Genomic DNA, 23,317 nt, shown 5'->3' on the forward strand with positions numbered 1-23,317 from the left:
TGTGAAGAAAAAGGATATTGTAGAATTTGAAATAGCTAAAATGGAATTTGGTGGTACATCATTAGGCCAAATTGGAGACAGAGTTATTCACATGAAGGGTGGAATAAGTGGTCAAAAGGTAAGAGCTGGTGTTAAAAAAGTTAGAAGTAAGAAAGCCGAAGTTAAGATGATAGAATTATTAGAGTGCTCACCACTTGAAACTGAAGAAGCTTGCAAGCACTTTAGAGAGTGTGGAGGATGTACATTACTATCAGTACCATATGAAAAGCAATTGGAAATAAAAGAAAAACAAGTTATGGATTTATTCTTAAAGCAAGATTTATTTGGATTTCAATTTTTAGGGATAGAAGGAAGTCCAGAAAGCAAATATTATAGAAATAAGATGGAGTATACTTTTGGAGATGAAGTAAAAAATGGACCTTTGACATTAGGGCTTCATAAAAAAGGAAAACATATAGATATACAAACTGTTGAGGAGTGTATGTTAGTTGAAGAAGACTTCTCAAAGATATTAGTTTCTAGTGTAGAGTTTTTTAATGAAAAAGAGCTTCCTTATTATAGAACAATGAATCATAAAGGATATTTGAGACATCTTGTAGTAAGAAAAGGGATTCATACTAACGAGATTATGGTTAATATAGTAACTTCTTCTCAAGAAGATTTTGACATGAACGAATTTAAAGAGATGCTTTTAGGTATTGATTTAAAAGCTGAGTTAGTAGGGATACTTCATACTATTAATGATGGTCTAGCAGATGCAGTCCAATGTGATGAGTTAAGAGTGTTGTATGGAAGAGATTATATACAAGAAGAAATTTTAGGTCTTAAATTTAAGATTTCTCCATTCTCATTTTTTCAAACTAATACTAAGGGAGCTGAGGTTCTTTATAGTATTGCTAGAGATTTTATTGGAGATTACAATGATAAGGTTGTGTTTGACTTGTATAGTGGGACTGGGTCTATTGGACAGGTTATGGCTGGTGCAGCTAAGAAGGTGTATGGTATTGAGATAGTCGAGGAAGCTGTTGCTGCTGCTAATGAGAATGCTAAGTTGAATGGGCTTACTAATTGTGAGTTTATTGCTGGAGATGTAGCTAAGGTTGTTAAGGATTTGAAGGAGAAGCCAGATTTGATTATTGTTGACCCTCCTAGACCAGGTATTCATAAGGATGCTATTAGGGATATTTGTGGGTTTGGTGCTAAGGAGATTGTTTATATTTCTTGTAATCCTAAGTCTTTGGTTGTTGATTTGGTTGATTTTAAGGGGTATGGTTATGAGATTAAGATGGTTAAGTGTATGGATATGTTCCCGAATACACCTCATTGCGAGACTGTAGTTAAACTTATTAGAGAATAACAGGGGCTTGAGTATTAATAAATTATAAAAAAGTGGATTTACCACCAGTTTGCCACCGTGATTTTATTCGGTGGTAAATTTATTTAATGGGACTCTAATATTATTTGTACTGAATATATACTAATTATAAATTTTAGAAAAAAATACATATGCTTAGTTAATTATTATTTCTTGAAATAGGGGGATAAATATGAAAAAATTGACTATATATTTGGGAGTATTACTTATATGTTTAATGGTAATTTTTACCCGAAATGGAGAAAGTATAAAAGGATTAGTTTTATATAAAAATGAAGTTTCTAGCTATGATACTTTAAAAAATTATTTAAAAAAAGAATTAGATATAAATCTAGAATTAGACTATGTTATAGATGATGATGAAATTTTAGCAGAACAAGATTTTTGGGAATATCCTAAAACTCAATTAATAAACAAGTTAAATGACAATAGTATTGATTTACTTTTAGATATTCCAAATGAATATTTAAGAGATTCTATAAAAAATGAAAAACTATTAAAATTGGATAAGTATATAGATATTCATAACATTTATCCTGTAATAATAGATAAGTCTAAAGAAATAGGTAATGGTAGTATGTATTTTATTTCACCATATTTTTCATCAAATTTTATCATGATAAATGAAAATTTATTTGAAGAATTAAATATTCCTATTCCAAATGAAATAAAATCTTGGCAAGATACTTTAAAAGTATTAAACGATGTTAAAAGTGCAATAAGAAGTAATAATGCTAGTGATATTTATCCTTTGTCATTAGGTATGAATGGAACAGAAAGCTTTTTTCAAGATTTTGAAGTTTTAACAACACCACTTAACTTATCTATAAAATCTGATGGAAATATTTATGTTGATAATAAATGGATGGAAGTATTTTCATTCTTTATGAATTTATATAAGGACTATGGTATACACAAAACAATAAATACATCAGATTTATTTATTGATGATAAGATAGTTATGAAGTTTATTCAAGGTATTGAAATAATGAACTATAAAGATTCTATGGATAAATATAAAGTTTTTGAAGTTCCTTTTTATAAAGGTTTTGAAGATAAAGTTTATTTAAACACTACAGATGTATCAATACCTGCTAATGCTCCCAACAAAGAAAATGCATTAAAGATATTAAATCATTTTCTTAGTAAGGAATTTTCTAAAAAAGGAGTTGATGGTAGACTATTTGGAATGTATCCATTTGTCAGTTATATGGACAAGGAAATTCTTGATAAATGTAAGAATTTTTATAACTTAAAAAATCCAAATGTTTTATATCCAAATAAATCTGGGTGTGCAAATAAAAATGAATTTATATTATTTAATGATTATGTTAATTATCAGCAATCACAAAGAGAAGTTGTACCAAATATTATTAATGGAGACATAGGTATTCAAGAAGGATTTAATGAAATAAAAAATAAATATTCTGCATACACAAGCAAAACTATTAATAATTAAAGATTATTTCTAAATGGATACAAATAAAAATTAGATAGAATAAGAGTATAATGCCTATTGTAATAAAAAAATGAAAAGTATCATGCAAAGAATCAAGAGTATTAACCTAACAAACTCTAGATTCAGTTTAAATACATAAATTAACTTAGTAAAAATGCCTCTAAAATACATTTTTACTAAGTTAATCATTATTAAAAACATTTTTCATTATGAAGAGTGTTTTTTTATTTTTCCAATTAAATATGAAAATCAGATTCATGAAGAATTGCTAGATAAACATATATGTATATGGTCAAGAGATAATACTTGATTTATTGTTATACAATTTATAGAGTGGTATAATTTAGGATAAATAAAAGAAGTAGATACAGGGGGAAACACATGAAAATATATGATACATTAACACGTTTTTATATTCAAGATATAGAAAAAGCAATATCTTTTTATGAGAATGTTTTAAAAGAAAAATGCTCTCTACGTTTTTCTTATAAAGAAGTTGGATTGGAACTAGCACAGGTAGGAAATGTCTTACTATTATCTGGTTCTGATGATGCTCTCAAACCATTTATAGAAACAAAATCTACTTTTATGGTTGACTCTGTTGATGAATGGAGAAGTTATCTATTAAAGAATGGAGCAGTTGTGGTAAGAGATAAGAAAAAAGTTCCTACAGGATATAATATGACAGTAAAACATCCAGATGGCACAATTGTAGAGTATGTTCAACATACAAAAAAAGACTAGTTAAAAATAGAATAGAAGATTATTACATAAAGGTGAACTCTGTATAAGATTCACCTTTTTATTCTTTTGAGATATAGAAAATAATGTATTGAAATAATACAACAGAAATCCAACCTATTCCAGTAGCAAATGCCACAGACTTTAGACCAAATTTTTGAATAAATAAATAAGAAAGAATTACACGAATTGATATATGTAAAATAGTTCCAATTACAGGGATATTTACTTTGCCACTTCCTCGGTACCAGCCAACAAAGGCGCTTCCTATAAAACATAAGACATAAAAAATAGAAATAGTTTTCATGTATTCTACACCATTTATCATAATGTCATTATTTGTATTACTCATCATAAGTCCAACAGTAGTTTTTGAAAAAAAGTACATTATTAAAGATAATCCAATTCCTAGACATACCAGAATAATCAATCCTGTATAAAATCCTTGCTTTGCTCTTTTTCTGTCCTTATTTCCAGTATTTTGTGCAACAAATATAGATATAGCTTCAGCTCCACTATCTCCAAAAGAATTAGCAAACCCTTCAATTCTTGTTGTAGCAGTATATGCTGTAATCATATCTGTTCCCATTATATTTACAGCACCTTGTACTAGTAGCTTTCCAATATATAGACTAGATTGGTGGAGAGCTGAGATTAAACTATAAGAGACAGTTAATTTTAATAATTTCCATTCAAACTTCATATCTTCTTTTTTAAATAAAAGAAATGAGATATTTTTTCTTATATAAGCAAAACAAAGAAGTGATGCAAGGGTCTGTGATAATACAGTTGCAAAGGCTGCTCCTTGAATTCCAAAATTACACACTGCAACAAAAACTAAATCTAAAACAGTATTCATTATCATTGAAAACATTAAGATAATAAGAGCTGATTTAGTATTACCAACAGCTCTCAAAGTTGCTGATAACAGATTATAAAAATATGTTGCAATGAGTCCACAAAAAATAATATTTAAGTAAGATGTTGCTATACTTGCAACCTCATGTGGAGTATTAATTATGTTTAATAGTGGAGATAGCATGAATATTGAGCATATACTTAATACAAAAGTTAATGTAGCTCCGAAAATGGTTGCTAAAAAAGATTCCTTTCTAAATGAAGATAAGTCATTGGCACCATAGAAATGTGCAAATATAATTGAAATACCTGTGCAACTTCCACTTAGTATAAATATAAAAAGATTCATAATAGTACCAGCTACACCTACAGCAGCAAAAGCAGTTTGGCTTACAAATCTACCAACTATAATAGCATCAATAGTATTGTAAAGTTGTTGAAGTATATTTCCTAAAAGCAATGGGAGCATAAGTATGAACAATTCTCTTTTTATATTTCCTTCTGTTAAGTTAGTTGTATATTTCATAAGAGCACCTCGTTAAAATTTAAGATACCATTAGTTTACAGTCATATCAAATAATTGTAAAATGCCGTTTTTAGCCATATAATATAAATAAATATTTATATTATGAATTGAGGTAATGCTATGACAGAACTTGAAATACAAGCATTTTTGACTGTTATAAAATTAGGTAGTATTTCTGCCGCTGCTGAAAGTTTATATGTTACTCAGCCAGCATTGAGTAGAAGAATAAATGCATTAGAAACAGAATTAGGATATAAAATAATTAGTAGAAAAAAAGGTATACGAATATCAGAGTTGACAGAAGAGGGAAAAGCATTTGTACCAATTGCAGAAAAATATAAAAATCTTTTACAAGAAGCCAAGTCTATAACTAAAATAGATAGAAGTAAAATTCTAAACATATCCTCTATAGGGAGTGTAAGTTCATATATACTTCCAGATGTATTTTCATGCTTTATGAACACATATCCGGAATATAACATAAACTTTTACAACTATCATTCTTATGAAGCATATGATTACATTTCAAAAGGAGAAGCAGATATAGCACTTATTTCTGATGATATGTTTTTTAATAATATAGAGACAATACCAATATTTAAAGAAGCTATGTTACTAGTAACAAGCTATGGTTCAAAATATAAAGGGGAGTTACATCCATCTATCTTAGATGTTGCTGATGAGATAAGGCTTCCGTGGAATCCTGAATATGATTTATGGCACAATTTTTGGTTTCGTTCAACTCTTCAACCTAAAGTATTTCTAGACCAGATGTCACTTTTGGAGTACTTTATGAGGCAAGAAAATGTGTGGGCTATTGTGCCAGTGTCAGTAGCATACCATCTTAAAGAAATATCAAATATCGAAATACATTATATAAAAGATGCACCTCCAGATAGATTTATTTATTACTTAATTAAGGAATCTAGTAAGAAAGAAATAATAAATAATTTTTTAGATTTACTAAATGAAAAATTATTGAAAATTAAAGGGTTAGAGTCTTTAATTAAAAAGTAAAAGTTATATTAAACTATTGAACTAAAAATTAATTATGAGGTTAAGACATTATTTTGGAAACAATTATTATTAGGATTGGAAAACATATAAGGAAATTATTAAGTATACGATAGTAAATATAAAGTGCATATAAAAATAAATTTGTTTAAAAAGAGCAAGATTCATTAAATTTGATTAAGTGATGATTGATATAATGTTGCATGGATAAAAGGAGGAGAGCTGCAATGTCTTATAAAGTAATTAATGTCATAACAGTTATTGACTATATAGAGGAGCATTTATCAGATAGGCTGGATTTAGATATAGTTGCTAATGCTGTCCATTATTCAAAATATCACTTACATAGAACTTTCACATCTTCTGTTGGATTAACAATGCATGATTATATAAAACGAAGAAAATTAACAGAAGCAGCAAAATTATTGGTATTTTCAAAGAAACCAATAATTGAAATTGCATTGATAGCTGGATATGAAAGTCAACAGGCATTCACTTCTATATTTAAAGCTATGTACAAAAAATCTCCAAATAAATATCGAAAAGAACAAGAATTTTATCCTTTGCAGCTAAGATTTGTTTTGAAAAAAGATAATTTATTTTCTAAAAATGTGTTAGAGTTGGAAAAAGAAATTAAACTTGCAAAGATGTCTGATATACCATTGTGGATGAATTTAGTGCAATTAGTAATAGATGGATTTCCAAATTTGAAAGAGGAAGAATATATATATCAATTGGAACAGTATATTTTAGAAGAAAGAGCCTTGATATTAAAGCTTAATAATATTGCTATTGCAAATATGATATTTAATAGAGAAACTAGAAGTATTGATTTTTTTGGAATACATCCTCAATATCGTAATTCAGATATTGCACAAGTGTTTTTGAAGAAAGTTATTGAAGATTTCTTGATAGATATAGATATATCAATTACTACCTTTCGAGAGGGTGACAAAGCTGATACAGGGCATAGAGATATGATAAAGAAGTTGGGATTTGCAGAAGCAGAGTTGCTTGTAGAGTTTGGATATCCTACTCAAAAATTTGTCATGACTTCTTTAGATAAAAAGAACAATAAATAGCAAGAATGATTAAAAACTCCAAAATATAATTAAGTATAATGGTTCAATATAAGTACTTAATTAACAAGGAGGATTTAAATGTCTGAAAATAAACAGGTAGTAAATTTTGATTCTATTGTATCTGATTGTGAACATAACATATATGAACATGATACAGAGCTATTAACGTCTTTTCCAGATGAGATTGTACATCTAATAGATATAAACAATAAGATAGAAGATGCTTTTAAGAAAGCTGAGAATCTTGTTGGAAAACTTGATAGGGATTATATGGAAGCCAAAATGTATATGGTAAAAAATCGGGGCGAAATAGACCCACATGAAATGTTTCAAAATGAACAATCACTAAAACAAATAGATAACTATGGAGCTTTTATGGTGAAAGTTCGAGATAAGATTGACAAAATTAAAGATTCTCCATACTTTGCTAGAATAGATTTTAGATTGAAAGATGTGGATGATGAATATAAATACTACATAGGCAGATTTGCATTTGACTGTGAAGATGAACTGTTAATACTTGATTGGCGTTCTCCAATTGCTAGTATGTTTTATGATTATGAAATAGGAGTAGCGGGATATGATGCACCAATAGGATGGGTGGATGGAGAAATAACAAGGAAGCGACAATTTAAAATCAAAAATGGGAAATTGGAATACGCATTAGAAAGTTCTATCAGTATACAAGATGATATTCTTCAAAAAGAACTTAGCCATACTTCAGACGAAAAAATGAAGTCAATTATTTCTACAATACAAAAAGAACAAAATCAAATTATTAGAAATGATAAAGCTGATACATTAATTATTCAAGGGGTAGCTGGTTCTGGTAAAACATCTATAGCATTACATAGAATTGCTTTTCTTCTTTATAGATTTAAAGATAAAATATCGGCAAATAATGTAATTATCCTATCACCTAATAAAGTCTTTGGAGACTATATTTCCAACGTTCTACCAGAACTCGGAGAAGAACCATTATGTGAATTAAGTTTTGAAAATATAGCAGAAGTACAATTAGAGAGAATAATTAACTTTGAAAGTGAGAGAGACCCATTAGAAACAAATGATGCTAAATTGAGTGAAAGATTACGTTTTAAATCTACACTTGATTTTGTAAAACTTATGGATAGTTATGTAAAACAAATGCCTAATAAGGTTTTTGTTCCAGAAGATTATACTTTTGGAAGCTTCATAGCTAAAAGTGATTGGATACAGAGTAGATTTGAGGCATATAATAAATATCCAATTAAGAGAAGGCTAGAGAAGGTAGCTGAAGACATTCGTTATAGATTTGAAACAGATAATATTATGGAAGAAGATTTACCAAGAGTAAAAAGTATACTTAAGAGCTTAAATGGAATGTTGAAAATAAAAAATACCCTTGCACTGTATAAGGATTTCTTTAAGCAAATGAATATATCAAACATGTTTGTAATGCCAGAAAAGAAAACACTTGAATGGTCAGATGTATATCCATTTATATATATCCACGCTGCATATGAAGGATTACAAGAAGATAAGGTTATAAGGCATATTGTTATTGATGAGATGCAGGATTATACACCTATTCAATATGCTGTAATAAACTTGCTTTTTAAGTGTAAAAAGACTATTCTTGGAGATTTTGGACAATTAGTTAATCCTAACCATACTCACACACTAGATGATATAAAATGGCTATATAATGATGGGGAACTAGTTATGTTGAACAAGAGCTATCGTTCTACTTTTGAGATTATTGATTTTGCCAAAAAGATTCAAGACATATCTTCATTAGAGCCAATTGAACGACATGGCGAAGAACCAGTTTTATTAAAATGTAATAATGAACAAGATGAGATAAATAAGATAAAAATAGAAATCGAAGAATTTAAAAAGAGTGATAATGCTACTCTTGGTATCATATTAAAGACAGATAATGAGGCTAATGCTATATATGATGCGTTAAGACAAGAATACAGTGTTCACTTAATATCTTCTGAAAGTTCTAGTTTTACAAAAGGAGTATCCATAACTTCTGTTAAAATGTCAAAAGGTTTAGAGTTTGATGAAGTTATTGTGCCTTCAGTAAATAATAAAACATATTATAGTGATTATGACCGCAGTTTATTGTATGTTGCTTGTACACGAGCTATGCACAAACTTAAGTTAACATATGTTGGTACATTAACTCAACTTATAAGTCTGTAGATTATAACCTTATATGTATTTACTTATTATAAGTGTAAATTGGTATCAAGCAAGATTCATTAATAAATCAATAAAAAAACAATACCTATAAAAAATAAAAGCTATAAATTATATTTGAAATTCTATAAAACTTTGTAATTTATAGCTTTTATAATGTTAATTTCTCTTAAAATAAAGTTAAAATATAAATTTATAAACTAGAACAAAGTAGTAATGTATATGTAATAGTTCCTAATTTATTAATGTTGTTATTATATTATTTATATTTTTATTGATTTTCTAAGGAAATCTGACGTTATAGTGCAACCTCTTTCAACCATTTCTAGTGGTGTACCTTCAAACACTACCTGACCACCGTTTTTACCACCATCAGGACCAATATCAATCACCCAATCAGCTTGTTTCAAAACATCTAAATTATGTTCAATTATAATTACAGTATTACCTTTCTCAACTATATGCTCAAAAATCAACATAAGCTTTTCAATATCAGAGCCATGAAGCCCTGTAGTCGGCTCATCTAAAATATAGATAGTACCTTTTTTGTTGAGGTTTTTAGCTAACTTAATTCTTTGGCGTTCTCCTCCAGATAGTGTGCTAAGTGGTTGACCTAAGGTCATATAAGATAAGCCAACATCTTTCATAGTTTGTAAGATTTTACAAAGCTTCTTTTCTGTAAAAAATTCAAGAGCTTCATCTACTGTCATAGATAGTACATCAACTATATGTTTGCCTTTATATAATTTTGACAAAACTTCTTTACTATATCTGCTACCTTTGCAAGCTTCACATGTATTAATAATAGGGTCCATGAATACAAGTTCTGTAACAAGTACTCCTTTACCATCACAAACAGGACAAGCCCCCTTTGAATTAAAGCTGAATAAACCTTCTTCAACATTATTTTCTTTAGCAAATACCTTTCTTATCTCATCAAAGAAACCTAGAAATGTAGCAGGCATAGAACGGTTTGTAGCTGTAATTGGGCTTTGGTCAATTTTAATAACATCTTTTTCATACTTTTGTGCAAAAACACGAGAGATTAAAGTACTCTTGCCAGAACCAGCTACTCCAGTAACAACAGTCATAATTCCAACTGGTAAATCTACATCAACATGTTTTAGATTATTTATACAAGCATCTCTAATTGGAAGGATACCTTTTAACTGACGAGAATTAGCTTTTATAGGTAATGATAGATTCATCGCATTTGAAGTAAGAGTATTTGCTAGAAGTAACTTGTCATAAGAACCTTGGAACACAAGATGCCCACCATGTGTACCAGCTTTTGGACCAATATCTATAACTTCATCTGCTATGGATATAACATCTTTATCATGCTCTACTACAAGGACAGTGTTTCCTCTATCTCTAAGGTTTTTTAATAACTGATTCATACGATGTACATCTCGTGGATGCATACCAGTACTAGGCTCATCAAAGATATAAGTCAGACCTGTGAGGCTACTTCCCATATATCGTACAAGTTTTAATCTTTGAGCTTCTCCTCCAGATAAAGAAGATGATCCCCTATTTAAATGCAGGTAAGGAAGTCCAATATCAATCATTCTTTTTAAACCATCTGCAATAGTCTTTATTACAGTTTCAACTCTTTTATCTTTTATTTGTAACAATAAATCATGAAGGTCAGTAAGTTCCATATCACACATATCTGTAATCGAATATCCTAAAATAGTACAGTTAAGAGCTTCTTTGTTTAATCTTTTTCCATGGCAGACAGGACATTTTTTATCTGTTATAAGTCTCTCTGATTTTTCTTTTGTGTGCTTACTCATATTGCTAATATCTCGATTTAGATATATTTGATTGTATTTGTTAAAAATACCTTCTACTTTTGGATTTTCTTGTTTGCCATCTTTATTTTTTGAACCATAGAGCAATAAATTATATTCTTCTAAAGAATAATCCTTTAGGGATTTATCTAAGTCAAAAAGTCCAGACTCTGCATACTGCTTCCAATACCATGAATTAGGCTTAAATAAAGAGTCATTTATACATCCTGTATTCCATGAATTCTCAGGATTTAGAATGGACTCAATATTTATTACTTTAACTCTACCAATTCCAGAACAATTTTTACACATACCATTTGGGTCGTTAAAAGAAAAATATGAAGTTGTTCCTATGTAAGGTTCTCCAATTCTAGAAAATAATAGTCTTAATGATGAATATAAATCACTTATAGTACCAACTGTGGAACGTGCATTGCCACCAAGAGGAGTTTGGTCTACGATTACAGAAGCAGTTAAATTATCAATCAGCTCTACATGAGGTTTTCTATGTTTAGGGAGTCTATTTCTGATAAATGAAGAATATGTTTCATTCATCTGTCTTTGTGATTCTGCTGCAATTGTATCAAATACAATACTGGATTTGCCAGAGCCAGAAACTCCAGTAAAAACAACAATTTTATTTTTTGGAATTTTAAATGATATATTTTTTATATTATTTTGTGTAAGTCCTTTTATTATAATATTTGACATGAATGTTAAATCCTTTCTTAGTACATTTTAGTAAAGCAATTATATTATGTAACAATATTATAATAAAATTAAAAGCTACTTTCCTGATATATTCTGCTATATTATAGAAAGTATTTTTAAGTTCAATCAGTCTCACACAATCTGAATAAATGATAGTTGATAATAGCTAAAAGAGTACATAATAGATATTCATAATTTGATAAATATAAAGATAATTATACAATTAAAATGACTTGACATTTAAAACTTACTATTGTAATATTTAAATATTACAACAGTAAGTTTTAAATAAAGAACAAATAATTACCTCACAAACTGAAAGGAGGACATAATGATACTACTAGTTATATTAAGTATCTTCATCATAACTTCAATCAACATAATTATATTAGGTAAAGAAAATATAAAAGATATAATTATCCCTTTAGTCCTATTTATTATTAGTGATTTTTTATTTTTGTGTGGAAACATCATATTTAGGGGAGGATTAATTCTACTATTTATAGGTTTATTTGCAATACCATTGATGTTAATTGCATTTATATGGATTTTAGTACATATCATTAAGCTTTACTACAAAAAAGATTTAAATAAAAGAAAAATGATTGGATGTATATTTAGTATCTTTATAAGTATAGGTACTATATTTATTCCTAGTCCAAGTGAAAGTTTTAGATTTAAACTTTATGAAGAAGATTATAATGTAGTAGCTAAAGCTATTTTGAAAGCTTATGATGAAAAAAAGTTAAGCCCTGAATGTAATTTTTATATTAAATCTGATAAAAACGAATTGGAGAAGATATTTTCTAAAGAAGTAATAAAAGAAATGGAAAAATTAAATAGAAATTTAGATGTTGTTAAAATTTCTGGAGATAAAAATTTAGTTAATTTTTTCTTCGGAGCCGAATTACAATCTGTTGATGGGATTGTAATTTTTAAAGACTTAAAAGATGTTAAACCAAAGTTAGATTTTATCAACAAGAGTATTCAAGCTCCTAGATTGGAGTATATTACAAATAATGTCTATTATTTTAAAGGTGGACTATAAACTTATGGATAGGAGATGGTATAAAGTATGAAAAGAAAAAATGATTTTATTTGGATAGTTATCTTTCTAGTTGTCATAGCTATGGGAGTATATTATGTAGGGAAAAAGCATAACAATACAAAACAAAAACATGATAAGAACTATATAAACTCTGAATCAGATAAATCCAAAATTGAAAACGATGACCAAAATAAAAAAGAAAAAATTAATATAGTTGATTATAGTGATTGTTTTGAAAATATTAGTGGGGGAGCTATTTTTTATAACAGTAAAAATAAAGAATATAATATATATAACAAAGAGTTAATTGAAACAAGAAGGTCACCATGTTCTACTTTTAAAATAGTTTCAACTCTAATTGGTCTAGAAAAAGGAGTAATGAACTCCAAAGAATCAGTCATGGGATATGATGGCACAATTTATAAAAATAAAAATTGGAATAGAAATCTTAATTTAGAAGAGGCATTTAAGGAATCTTGTGTTTGGTACTATAAAAAATTATTAAATCAAGTTGACTCTAAATCTGTTCAAAAAATTCTAGATGATTTAAAGTATGGTAACTGTGATATTAGTGAATGGGAAGGCGATTTAAAAAATGGAATGGGACATTTAAATGGATTTTGGTTAGAATCTTCATTACAAATATCTCCAAAGGAGCAAGCAGAAACAGTAGCAAGGATATTTGAAGGAGATACAAGCTTTAAAAAAGAGCATATTAATATTTTAAAAGATATTATGAAAATAGATATAAATGATAAAAATATAAATTTATATGGAAAAACTGGTACAGGATATGATAGAAAAAATCAATGTGCAGATGCTTGGTTTGTTGGTATGGTAGAAATTAAAGAAGATACTTATTATTTTGCTATTAAATCAGATGATTCTAATAAAGAAGTCACAGGTCCAAAGGTGAAAGAGATTGCAATTAATATAATTAAGAAATACTATGATGTCACAAAATAAACTTAATTTTATTTACAGGGATAGCCTATTCAGTTATTAAATAATTTTACTAAGTTAAACATAGATAGAGTATAAATTCTATAGTACATAAAATATTTACTATTTAATAATAAAATAAATCCTAATATATATTAAAATAAATGTTAATATCTCTTAAAGACTATGCAATGTATTAAAAGTCTAAATAAAATATGTTGCATAGTTTTTATTTTACATTATAATCTTAAATAATATACAAAAATATATAAATGAAATTAAAAAATGAAATAATATTTGGAGGATTTGAATGTTATGGATAGATTACTATGTATCAGACCTGTATGTGATGAAGATGTTAAATTGGTAGAAGATTGGATTAACCAAGAATATATACTTAAATGGTTTAAAAGTTCTGAAGAATGGATAAAAGAAATTAAAGCTAGATTTGGGGAATTTAGTTTTGTAAAACATTTTATTGTTATGTATGATAATATGCCAATTGGGTTTTGCCAATATTATGATTGCCTTAGTGCAAATGAAGTTTTTCATCCTAACATACCAATTATAGGTACATTTAGTATAGATTATTTAATTGGAGAGGAAAAGTATTTAAGGAGAGGTGTTGGAAAAGCAATCATTAAATTGCTTATACATAAAATATTTAATGAAACAGAAGCTAAAAGAATAGTGGTTAAACCAGAAAAAGAAAATCTAGCTTCTTGTAACTCTTTAAGAACGAATAATTTTGAATACGATGAAGAAAATGATTTATATCACTTAAGTAAGAGTAATTTTCTCGAGTAAAAGTTACTTATGATGATTAAAAATAGTTAAAAATATAAATGTATTTATGAAATATAATTTACCTGATTAAATTGGGTACTTTAATGTTAGCTGATATTTAGACATGTGTCACTATAATGTCATTTTAGGTTGATAAAATTTAACCATAAAGGAGATGATTGTATATGGAAATACTAAAATGTGAAAATCTCACAAAAATATATGGTTCAAATCAAACTAGGGTGACAGCCTTAAATAATGTGAATTTGTCAGTTCAAAAAGGGGATTTTGTATCTATTGTAGGAGCATCTGGCTCTGGTAAATCTACATTGTTGCACATGCTTGGAGGAGTAGATAGACCCACATCTGGGAAAATTTATATTGAAGATACGGAAATAGCAAGTTTAAAAGAAGAAGCTCTTGCAGTTTTTCGACGTAGAAAAGTGGGTCTTATCTATCAATTTTATAATCTTATACCAACTCTCGATGTTAGGAAAAATATATTATTACCAATGTTACTTGATAAAAGAAAAGTGGATGAAAATAGATTTTCTGAAATTGTATCAATATTAGGATTATCTGATAGATTAAATCATCTTCCGAGTCAACTTTCAGGTGGACAACAACAAAGAGTATCTATAGCTAGAAGTTTAATCTATAGACCAGCTATCTTATTAGCAGATGAGCCAACAGGTAATCTCGATAGAAAAAATTCAGAAGAAATTGTAGATTTACTAAACCTATCAAATAAACGATTTAATCAGACGATACTTCTTATTACTCATGATGAGAAAATAGCACTAGAAGCAAATCGTATTATAACTATGGAAGATGGTGTGATTGTCTCTGAAAAGGTGGTGAAGAAATGAACATTCTTCAAGAATACACCTTAGACTTTGTACATCGTAACAAACGCAGTAGTATAGCCATAATGTTAGCCATATTACTTACTACAACAATGATGTCTTCTTTATGTGGACTGTTGTATACTATGTGGAGTGATTTCGTAAGACTTTCAGTAGAGAAAGAAGGCAACTGGCACGGTGAATTATTTGATACTACCTATGGAAGCGACCTATCATTAATTGAAAATTTTTCTTCCGTTGATGATGTAATGGTGAAAGGGCAATGGTATGTAGGAAAAATCAGTAATGACAAAAGAGATTATATAATTTATAGAAATGCCACATCAGAATACTGGAACTCCATGCCAGAAAAAGACACTATACTAGAAGGGCGTCAACCAAAGAATGCTAATGAAATTGCACTATCAAAACAGTACTTTGAGAGTAATCCAAGTACAAAGATTGGAGATAAGATTACTATTCCAATAGGAGATAGAACTTTAAATGGAAATTCTCTTGAACCTGTAGCTCCAAAATTAAAAAGTGAGAGTTTCAAAAAAACTGAAGAAATTACATTAACAATAGTAGGAAAAATGGATGTTACAACATCATCAGTTGTACCTGCATATACAGCTCTAGGATATTTGGACAAAAAAAGCATAAAACCTAATGATAATATAACTGTGTACTTACGATTTAAAAATATAAGAAATACATATAAAGAACTCCCAAAACTTGCTAAGTCATTGGGGTGGAAAACTAATGAATATGGAAAATACAATCTTAAATACAATAGCAATTATCTTTTAAAGATGTTAGTCTTTTCTCCAGAACAGAAAGCATCTATGAATAGTATAGAAAAATTTGCAACTCCAATTATGTATTTTACAATAGCAATTTTTACAGTAGCAGTATTTGTAATGGTGATTTACAATGCATTTTCATTATCGGCAAATGCTAGGCTTACTCAATTAGGAATATTATCTAGTGTTGGTGCATCACCAAAACAAATTAAAAGGTCTGTAGTATTTGAAGGTTTTTTATTGACTATTGTACCTTTGCCAATAGGTTTATTTTTAGGCTGGTTGTTGTGTGATAGGCTCATAATTTATATTAATTCAATTAATTCTTCTACAGGTACTCAAAGTGTGGTATATACTTATGGCATTCCTGCTTTTTTACCAGCAGTTTTACTTACAATAATAACAGTATGGATTTCTGCACTTATTCCAGCACGAAAAGTATCAAAGATATCTCCTATAGAGGCAATACGACAAGGAGATAGTATTAAAATCAAAAAATCACATAAATATTCACTAGGAAAGATATTTGGAATAGAGGGAGAACTTGCAATAAATGCACTTCATGCACGCAAAAAATCATATCGTACTGCAACAATATCCTTAACACTATCTTTTCTATTGCTTACAGGTTTTTTGCATATAATCGCAAATCAAGAAGGAGCAGAAGCCGTCTATGGAAGTGATGTTTATAAAGAACAAAGGGATATATCAATCAATTTAACAAATGGAGAATCTGTAGAACCTGCTTTTATTGAAAAGTTAAGTAAAACAGAAGGTGTAAAGAGTTCATTATATTATCTTAAGATGTCTGCTACTACTTGGTTAACTGAAAAAGATGCCTCAAAAAAACTTGCAGAAAATGGCGGATTTAAAGATGTAGCTTCATCTAAAAAATACTCTCCTATAGAACGTAATGGTAAGTTTCGTATATACTCAGCTATAATTGGGCTTGATGATGAGAGTTTTACAGAATATTGTAGACAAATTTCTGTAGACCCAAAGATATTCTACAATACAGAAAAACTAACTTCAATTGTATATAATAAAGAAGAGGATATTAATCGTAGCACACGAAGAGATAAAGTATATATAGATTATTTAAATCTTTCAATAGGAGACAATCTTAAATTAAATGAAAGAATATCTGATGAAGATAAAGGGGATTATACTTTTAATATGAAAGTGGGAGCTATTACAAATACACTTCCTCAAATAATAAATACTAATTCAAGATATACATTAATTCAAATAGTACCAATGTCTATAGTACAGGATATATCTAAAAATTATAATGAAGAAGGCAGACTACGTTCAAATAAAATGATGGGATTATTTAAAGTAGATAATCGTGATGATATTCCTAAAGTAAAAGAAAAATTAGAGTCTATTTATAATAAAGCTTATGGGTCAGGAGATTATAGTATTGAGGATGTTTTAGAAAATGAAGAAAAAGATGCTAGTGGAAGACAGACTATGAATTTAATAGTAAGCTTTATTACAGGATTATTAGCAATGATTGGATTATCAAATGTACTGGCTACAGTATCAGGAAATCTTAGAAGTAGAAGACAAGAGTTTGCTATGTTACGTTCAGTTGGATTATCACCAGGTGGTATAAAGAAGATGCTTACTTTAGAAGGCTTATTTTTAGGAATTACACCATTATTACTTAGTATCCCTGTACAAATAGCAATAGTGTATATTTTTCTGCGTATAAATGAAATACACTTTATAGAGTATTTGCCATTTGCACCTTTATCTACAATAATAGGTTTTACTGTACTGATTCTTTTTATTGTAATATCATCGTATATGATAGGATATAAACAGTTAAAGAATGAAAATATAGTAGAATCTATAAAAAATGAAACAATATAAATAAAAGTTATCCGAATTCATTTAAGGATAACACTTTAAGACTGTTTATAAGTATAGGTATGGTTTATCTGTTTAATAAAATCTGATTTATTTAATAGAGTATGAAATATAAATAGAAACATATTGTTTAAATAATATATAAGATACAAATATAGCTGGATTATAGGGTTTTACCTATAATCCAGCATTTTATGTGTAAAATTTAATTATGAATCTCGCACCACCATTGTAACAATTTTCTGCATGCAGAGTACCATTTTGACGTTCTATAATAGACCTTGATAGAGCAAGCCCTATACCAATACTATCTTTATTAGCATTTTTACCACGATAAAATCTATTAAAAATATATGGGAGTTCTTCCAGAGAAAAACCATTGCCATTATCCTCTATAACAATTTCAGTGTATAGAGGGTTTTTGCTATAATAAGCAATAATATGTCCACCACATTCTATATGTTCACTACAGTTTTTGAAAATATTCAAAAGGGCTTCTAAAGTCCAATTAATATCAACCTCAAATTCTACAGAATCGCAACCTTCTATAGAAAGTGTTTGATGTTTTTCTTTTAAAGAACCTTCTATAGGCTCAACTGCATAGGTAAGGAGAGAATGTACATCTATAAGTTTTCTTTCAAATATCAAAGTACTTGCATCCAATTTTGATAATGTAAGTAAAGATGAAACTAATCTCTCAAGTCTTGATATTTGATTTGTAAGTCTGTGAATATAATCTATTTCCTCATCAGCGCAACTTTCTGAAAGTAGTTGTGCCATAAGTGACATAGAAGTAATTGGAGTCTTAAGCTGATGTGCAATATCTGCAAGATTATCAGAAAGGGTCTGTCTTTCTTTCAAAGCAAATTCTTTTGAACAACGGAGTTCTCCTACTGTTTTATATATCTCATCTTCAAGGTGAGAAAATTCATCTTCACATCGTAAAAGTACAGACTCTTTTCCTAAATTTACTTCTTCTAAGTATCTAGTAAGACTATTTATTCTATTAGTTTTTTGTATATTTTGTATATATTTAAGCATATATACAAATAGAGCTATTGTTGAAATTATAATAAACGAAACCACTAAAAAGTAAAAAAAATTTTCAAACCAAAATGTATCTTTAGAGTATCCATACTTTAGTAAAATTTCATTTCCTATGTTAAAATCATTATCACCAGAATCTTTTAGAGATTTTAGTATATGCTCTGTAGACTTAGGATTTAGTTCATATGATGCACCAATAGATTTAGACATCATCTTATATTCATCAAAAGAAGTTATAGTTGTTAGAATTACACTTAACAAAATAGTTATAGCTAAGCAGAACACTATAAAAATAGCTGTATTATTGATATCTCTTGGAGTTTTCACTAATTATCCTCCATTCTATATCCTATGCCTCTCAACGTTTTTATACAAGGTGGATTTTTTAATTTTTCCCTAAGACGTTTTATTGTTACTGTAAGAGTATTGTCATTGACAAAGTTGCCATCTATATCCCATAACATTTCTAGTAACTTTGTACGAGTCAGAGCTTTATTTTTATTTTCCATCAAACTTAAAAGAAGCTTATACTCTCCTGCTGTCAAAAGTACTTCAACATTATCTAAATATACTTTGACTTCAACTTTATTTAATTTTATATTTTCACATGTAATAATATTGTTCATATCAGGTTGAGTTCGTCTAAGAACTGCATTAATTCTAGATTGGAGTACTGAAAGTAAAAATGGTTTAACTACATAATCATCTGCACCCATATCTAATCCATGTATAATGTCTTTTTCATAATCACGGACTGTCAAAAATATCACTGGAGTATTTTCTATACTTTTAATATATTGGCAAAAGTCATATCCGACACCATCAGGTAAATTTAAGTCAAGTAGAACCAAATCAATAGTTTTATCAAAGTTTCTCTTTGCTTCAGCAATTGTATTATAACAACATACTGTGTGATTTTTCTTTTCAAGAGAAGTTTTTATTCCAAACGTAATTGTATCATCATCTTCTAAAAGAAGTATTTTAGCCATTTACTTTTAATCCTTTCATTAGTTTAAATTATTAGTTTTAGATTTTATATTTTCTTACATTAAAAATAGCAAAAGTATCATTTAAGTGATATAAAATTTAATTTACAAACTTAAGTATAAGATTTAAGAGAATCTATCAAAAGAGAAAGTGTTGTTTCAATAAATTTCTCCTCATCTATATTAAAATTATCTAGGTACGATTTTCCTGTTATAGATAATAAATTAAAAAATCCTGTAAGAGTAAATATCGATGAATACATAAGAGTAGGTATTTCAATATCATACCTAATACTTCCATCATCTTTCCCAATTTCAAACATTTCTTGAATTTCGTTAAACATAAATTTATTAAAAGAAAAAAACTTATTCTTAAATGGAATTTCTGTATCTGAGTTTCTAGATTGCACAACACCAATCATTCCCATAAGAGATAGAAGTGAGGTATTCATACAATAAAATTTATGAAATGCAAAGTATGAAAATTTTATTTTTTCAAACCCTGTTTTACCTTTTGCACTTTCCATTTCAATACTCTCCCAAAGTTTCTTGTATCCTTTTAAAACAACAGCAAAAAATAAATCTTCTTTACATGAAAAATATTTATATATAGTGCGTTTAGTATATTCGGCTTCTTTTGCCAGTTCATTCATGGTTGTATTATCAAAGCCATTAATACAAAACAATCTTTCTGCCCTATCAATAATCTCATTTTCTTTTTGTACTTTTTCTTTATCCCTTTTTGATAACTCTGACATATAAATTATTCCTTTCTATTGATAATAAAGTATACTGGTAGTATACTTGAATAATCGTAATATATTTATATACGGATGACATACTTTTATGAAAATAAAATTGACATCAAATCTTATAGATATTTATAACTTCACTAATTAATTATATAGGCAAAATACTAAATAGGGGGAATTTATTTATGAAAATAACAGAAAATGTATTAATGTTAGATAGTACTCGTGGTTCAAACTGTTTTATTGTGTTTGATGAAGATATTATTCTTATAGACACAGGGCTTCCTTTTATGGGTAAGAGCATAATTAAAGAATTAAAAACACTTGGAATTAAACTTACAGATATTAAGCATATTTTACTAACTCATCATGATGTTGACCATATATCTAATATTAAATTGCTAAAAGAACATACAAGAGCAAAAGTGTGGGCTCATATAGAAGATATACCTTTTATTATAGGGGAGAAAAATAGAACTGGATTTAAAAAATTTATAGGAAAGACAATGTCTAGAAGAATTATTAAAGATATTGAACCTTATGGAGAAAATATGAAGATTGGAAATATACAAATTATACATACTCCTGGTCATACTCCAGGACATGTGTGTATGGTTTTTGAAGATGTATTATTTGCAGGAGATTTAGTTAAAAATAAGAATGGAAATATAATTCCTTATCCTAATTTTTGGAATTGGGATTCTGAAAAGATGATGAAATCTATAAAAGAATTAAATAATTTAAAATATAAATGGATATGTATGTCTCATGGAACTCCTTGCATTAAGTGATAAAAATAATAATCTATAATATGTATATCCTATATTATCTATTGACTATATCCAATGTTGGTGATAATATAATATCCAAGATAGAGTATAGGTGGTGAATTTTATGATACGCACTTTAATTTTATATTATCTAAATATTAAACCAACACATGGGTATGAAATTCAGAAGTTTCTACAGGTGTCTGGTGCAGATAGATGGGCTAAGATACAGTCTGGTTCAATATATTATGCGTTGACAAAACTAGAAAAAGATGGAGCGGTTAGAGTTTTAAGAGAAGAAAAAACTGGTGCTAGAATTCGTAAAATGTATGAGATTACTCAAAGTGGTAAAGTAGAGTTAAAGGAAGAAATGCAAAAAGAACTTCAGATGCCAATAGTTCCAACTGGTTCAAATAAATTCCTATTACATAATATTTTGGATATATTACCTAAGGATGTTTTAGAAAAAAATCTTGAAAAGCATATAAAATATTTGATAGAGCAGAAGAAGTATTGGGAAAATTGGAAAGAAATTAAAAAAATTGATAAAAAGAGTCTTACAACAGAAAAAATTGCATTTGACATGACAATAGACAATCTAAATTATCAAATTCTATGGCATGAAGAAATATTAGATAATCTTGATAAGTATATATCTGTCGGTTCAGAGACGCAGAACATAATTAAATCTATAGACTTTTCAAATATAGAAGATGATTTTTTATTTACATCTGATACAACAAATGAATTACTAGAAGTTCAGAGACTTAGAGATGAAATAATTGATAATCCAGATAAAGCTATAGAGAACATAGATAAAATAATATTAAAATTACAAAATAAGCATTAAATTTCAATACAAAAACACGAGTAAAATACTCGTGTTTTAAAAAAATAATATATACAACATTGGATATATAATATTGGTTAAAATTTAGGAGGTTTTATAAATGAGTAATGTATTATTGGAGATTGAAAATTTATCTAAGAAGTATAGCAATAAAGAAATTATATCAGGAGAAAGTTTTAAGGTATTGGAGGGAGATATTTTAGGTTTTATTGGACCAAATGGAGCCGGAAAAAGTACATCTATAAATATGTTTACTACAATTTTGTCTCCTGACTCTGGAAGCATATATTATAAAGGAAAAAACATAAATAATCAAAAAAATGCTTTTAAGTGTTCGCTTGGTGTTGTACCACAGGAGTTAGCTATATATAATGATTTGAGTGCTTATGATAATGTTAAATTTTTTTGCTCATTATATGGATTTAGAGGTAGTGAACTTAAAAGTAGAGCTAAAGAGGCTTTGGAGTTTGTTGGACTTTGGGAGAGATGTAAGGAGTTACCTTCAAAGTTTTCTGGAGGAATGAAACGTAGGTTAAATATAGCCTGTGCAATTTCACATAGTCCTAAAATCCTTATTATGGATGAGCCAACAGTAGGTATTGACCCTCAATCAAGAAATAAAATTATGGAGGCAATTAAAGACATTAATGCTAATGGTACAACAGTTATATATACCAGTCACTATATGGAAGAAATTGAAACCTTATGTAATAGAATTGTTTTAATAGACAAAGGAGTGATTATAGAAGATTTAGATAAGAGTTTATATAAAAATAAATATTTAAAATTTGGTTGTAAGACATTAGAAGATATTTTTTTATATCTTACAGGTACAGATTTAAGAGATTTGGAGGAATAAAT

The 23,317-nt window shown here is 28.2% G+C and carries 19 protein-coding genes; 14 read left to right on the plus strand and 5 right to left on the minus strand.

The genetic code is table 11. The annotated features are described in order from the left end of the window. Position 1: 1 nt before the first annotated feature. The 3 genes from rlmD (at position 2) to ACTG47_RS02455 (ending at position 3,578) form a co-directional block, all read left to right on the plus strand. Complete coding sequence (rlmD, locus tag ACTG47_RS02445; protein ID WP_479925960.1) at positions 2–1,357, plus strand: 23S rRNA (uracil(1939)-C(5))-methyltransferase RlmD; 1,356 nt, start codon at positions 2–4, stop codon at positions 1,355–1,357. Between the two features lie 190 nt (positions 1,358–1,547). Then, complete coding sequence (locus ACTG47_RS02450) at positions 1,548–2,834, plus strand: ABC transporter substrate-binding protein (protein ID WP_479925961.1); 1,287 nt, start codon at positions 1,548–1,550, stop codon at positions 2,832–2,834. Between the two features lie 381 nt (positions 2,835–3,215). After that, positions 3,216–3,578 carry a VOC family protein gene (locus tag ACTG47_RS02455; protein ID WP_479925962.1) on the plus strand — a complete coding sequence of 121 codons (363 nt, stop codon included), beginning with the start codon at positions 3,216–3,218 and terminating at the stop codon, positions 3,576–3,578. 58 nt (positions 3,579–3,636) lie between these two features. On the opposite strand, the gene ACTG47_RS02460 is transcribed toward ACTG47_RS02455, so the two are convergent. Next, the gene (locus tag ACTG47_RS02460; protein WP_479925963.1) at positions 3,637–4,959 is read right to left on the minus strand and encodes an MATE family efflux transporter; all 1,323 of its coding nucleotides are present in this window, start codon (positions 4,957–4,959) and stop codon (positions 3,637–3,639) included. A 120-nt stretch (positions 4,960–5,079) separates the two neighbouring features. Between ACTG47_RS02460 and ACTG47_RS02465 the strand changes: the two genes are divergently transcribed. The 3 genes from ACTG47_RS02465 to ACTG47_RS02475 all read left to right on the plus strand — a co-directional run bounded on the left by ACTG47_RS02465 (position 5,080) and on the right by ACTG47_RS02475 (position 9,248). Continuing rightward, positions 5,080–5,976 carry a LysR family transcriptional regulator gene (locus ACTG47_RS02465; protein ID WP_479925964.1) on the plus strand — a complete coding sequence of 299 codons (897 nt, stop codon included), beginning with the start codon at positions 5,080–5,082 and terminating at the stop codon, positions 5,974–5,976. A 224-nt stretch (positions 5,977–6,200) separates the two neighbouring features. Further along, complete coding sequence (locus tag ACTG47_RS02470; protein WP_479925965.1) at positions 6,201–7,055, plus strand: helix-turn-helix transcriptional regulator; 855 nt, start codon at positions 6,201–6,203, stop codon at positions 7,053–7,055. Positions 7,056–7,133: 78 nt separating this feature from the next. Beyond that, complete coding sequence (locus ACTG47_RS02475) at positions 7,134–9,248, plus strand: HelD family protein (RefSeq protein ID WP_479925966.1); 2,115 nt, start codon at positions 7,134–7,136, stop codon at positions 9,246–9,248. A 260-nt stretch (positions 9,249–9,508) separates the two neighbouring features. On the opposite strand, the gene ACTG47_RS02480 is transcribed toward ACTG47_RS02475, so the two are convergent. Next, positions 9,509–11,752 (minus strand): ATP-binding cassette domain-containing protein, encoded by a 2,244-nt coding sequence (locus ACTG47_RS02480; protein WP_479925967.1) that lies wholly within the window; start codon positions 11,750–11,752, stop codon positions 9,509–9,511. Positions 11,753–12,083: 331 nt separating this feature from the next. Between ACTG47_RS02480 and ACTG47_RS02485 the strand changes: the two genes are divergently transcribed. The 5 genes from ACTG47_RS02485 to ACTG47_RS02505 all read left to right on the plus strand — a co-directional run bounded on the left by ACTG47_RS02485 (position 12,084) and on the right by ACTG47_RS02505 (position 18,054). Then, positions 12,084–12,800, plus strand: coding sequence for a hypothetical protein (locus ACTG47_RS02485; protein WP_479925968.1), 717 nt, complete (start codon positions 12,084–12,086; stop codon positions 12,798–12,800). 27 nt (positions 12,801–12,827) lie between these two features. After that, the gene (gene blaCDD, locus ACTG47_RS02490; RefSeq protein WP_479925969.1) at positions 12,828–13,766 is read left to right on the plus strand and encodes a CDD family class D beta-lactamase; all 939 of its coding nucleotides are present in this window, start codon (positions 12,828–12,830) and stop codon (positions 13,764–13,766) included. 291 nt (positions 13,767–14,057) lie between these two features. Next, complete coding sequence (locus tag ACTG47_RS02495) at positions 14,058–14,549, plus strand: GNAT family N-acetyltransferase (protein ID WP_479925970.1); 492 nt, start codon at positions 14,058–14,060, stop codon at positions 14,547–14,549. 164 nt (positions 14,550–14,713) lie between these two features. Next, complete coding sequence (locus tag ACTG47_RS02500; RefSeq protein WP_169468310.1) at positions 14,714–15,397, plus strand: ABC transporter ATP-binding protein; 684 nt, start codon at positions 14,714–14,716, stop codon at positions 15,395–15,397. Beyond that, a complete protein-coding gene (locus ACTG47_RS02505; protein WP_479925971.1) occupies positions 15,394–18,054 on the plus strand; it encodes an ABC transporter permease in 2,661 nt (886 codons plus the stop codon). Before ACTG47_RS02500 ends, ACTG47_RS02505 begins: the two co-directional genes overlap by 4 nt. A 189-nt stretch (positions 18,055–18,243) precedes the next feature. Here ACTG47_RS02505 and ACTG47_RS02510 read toward each other — a convergent pair whose 3' ends face one another. The 3 genes from ACTG47_RS02510 to ACTG47_RS02520 form a co-directional block, all read right to left on the minus strand. Beyond that, a complete protein-coding gene (locus ACTG47_RS02510) occupies positions 18,244–19,425 on the minus strand; it encodes a sensor histidine kinase (RefSeq protein WP_479925972.1) in 1,182 nt (393 codons plus the stop codon). Further along, positions 19,425–20,087 (minus strand): response regulator transcription factor, encoded by a 663-nt coding sequence (locus ACTG47_RS02515; protein ID WP_479925973.1) that lies wholly within the window; start codon positions 20,085–20,087, stop codon positions 19,425–19,427. Before ACTG47_RS02515 ends, ACTG47_RS02510 begins: the two co-directional genes overlap by 1 nt. Positions 20,088–20,197: 110 nt before the next feature. Further along, the gene (locus tag ACTG47_RS02520) at positions 20,198–20,842 is read right to left on the minus strand and encodes a TetR/AcrR family transcriptional regulator (protein ID WP_479925974.1); all 645 of its coding nucleotides are present in this window, start codon (positions 20,840–20,842) and stop codon (positions 20,198–20,200) included. A 179-nt stretch (positions 20,843–21,021) separates the two neighbouring features. Between ACTG47_RS02520 and ACTG47_RS02525 the strand changes: the two genes are divergently transcribed. From ACTG47_RS02525 to ACTG47_RS02535, 3 genes are all read left to right on the plus strand, one after another. Continuing rightward, positions 21,022–21,627: an MBL fold metallo-hydrolase gene (locus ACTG47_RS02525; protein WP_479925975.1), complete on the plus strand. Its 606-nt coding sequence runs from the start codon at positions 21,022–21,024 to the stop codon at positions 21,625–21,627. Positions 21,628–21,730: 103 nt separating this feature from the next. Beyond that, positions 21,731–22,456 (plus strand): PadR family transcriptional regulator, encoded by a 726-nt coding sequence (locus tag ACTG47_RS02530; protein ID WP_479925976.1) that lies wholly within the window; start codon positions 21,731–21,733, stop codon positions 22,454–22,456. Between the two features lie 100 nt (positions 22,457–22,556). Next, complete coding sequence (locus ACTG47_RS02535) at positions 22,557–23,315, plus strand: ABC transporter ATP-binding protein (RefSeq protein WP_479925977.1); 759 nt, start codon at positions 22,557–22,559, stop codon at positions 23,313–23,315. The last annotated feature ends 2 nt before the right edge of the window (positions 23,316–23,317 follow it).

Source organism: Clostridioides sp. LIBA-6622, from assembly GCF_056716095.1.

Coding starts and splice junctions, on each gene's coding strand:
- ACTG47_RS02450 (WP_479925961.1), top strand. CDS start 1,548: ATGAAAAAATTGACTATATATTTGGGAGTATTACTTATATGTTTAATG.
- ACTG47_RS02455 (WP_479925962.1), top strand. CDS start 3,216: ATGAAAATATATGATACATTAACACGTTTTTATATTCAAGATATAGAA.
- ACTG47_RS02460 (WP_479925963.1), bottom strand. CDS start 4,959: ATGAAATATACAACTAACTTAACAGAAGGAAATATAAAAAGAGAATTG.
- ACTG47_RS02465 (WP_479925964.1), top strand. CDS start 5,080: ATGACAGAACTTGAAATACAAGCATTTTTGACTGTTATAAAATTAGGT.
- ACTG47_RS02470 (WP_479925965.1), top strand. CDS start 6,201: ATGTCTTATAAAGTAATTAATGTCATAACAGTTATTGACTATATAGAG.
- ACTG47_RS02475 (WP_479925966.1), top strand. CDS start 7,134: ATGTCTGAAAATAAACAGGTAGTAAATTTTGATTCTATTGTATCTGAT.
- ACTG47_RS02480 (WP_479925967.1), bottom strand. CDS start 11,752: ATGTCAAATATTATAATAAAAGGACTTACACAAAATAATATAAAAAAT.
- ACTG47_RS02485 (WP_479925968.1), top strand. CDS start 12,084: ATGATACTACTAGTTATATTAAGTATCTTCATCATAACTTCAATCAAC.
- blaCDD (WP_479925969.1), top strand. CDS start 12,828: ATGAAAAGAAAAAATGATTTTATTTGGATAGTTATCTTTCTAGTTGTC.
- ACTG47_RS02495 (WP_479925970.1), top strand. CDS start 14,058: ATGGATAGATTACTATGTATCAGACCTGTATGTGATGAAGATGTTAAA.
- ACTG47_RS02500 (WP_169468310.1), top strand. CDS start 14,714: ATGGAAATACTAAAATGTGAAAATCTCACAAAAATATATGGTTCAAAT.
- ACTG47_RS02505 (WP_479925971.1), top strand. CDS start 15,394: ATGAACATTCTTCAAGAATACACCTTAGACTTTGTACATCGTAACAAA.
- ACTG47_RS02515 (WP_479925973.1), bottom strand. CDS start 20,087: ATGGCTAAAATACTTCTTTTAGAAGATGATGATACAATTACGTTTGGA.
- ACTG47_RS02520 (WP_479925974.1), bottom strand. CDS start 20,842: ATGTCAGAGTTATCAAAAAGGGATAAAGAAAAAGTACAAAAAGAAAAT.
- ACTG47_RS02525 (WP_479925975.1), top strand. CDS start 21,022: ATGAAAATAACAGAAAATGTATTAATGTTAGATAGTACTCGTGGTTCA.
- ACTG47_RS02530 (WP_479925976.1), top strand. CDS start 21,731: ATGATACGCACTTTAATTTTATATTATCTAAATATTAAACCAACACAT.
- ACTG47_RS02535 (WP_479925977.1), top strand. CDS start 22,557: ATGAGTAATGTATTATTGGAGATTGAAAATTTATCTAAGAAGTATAGC.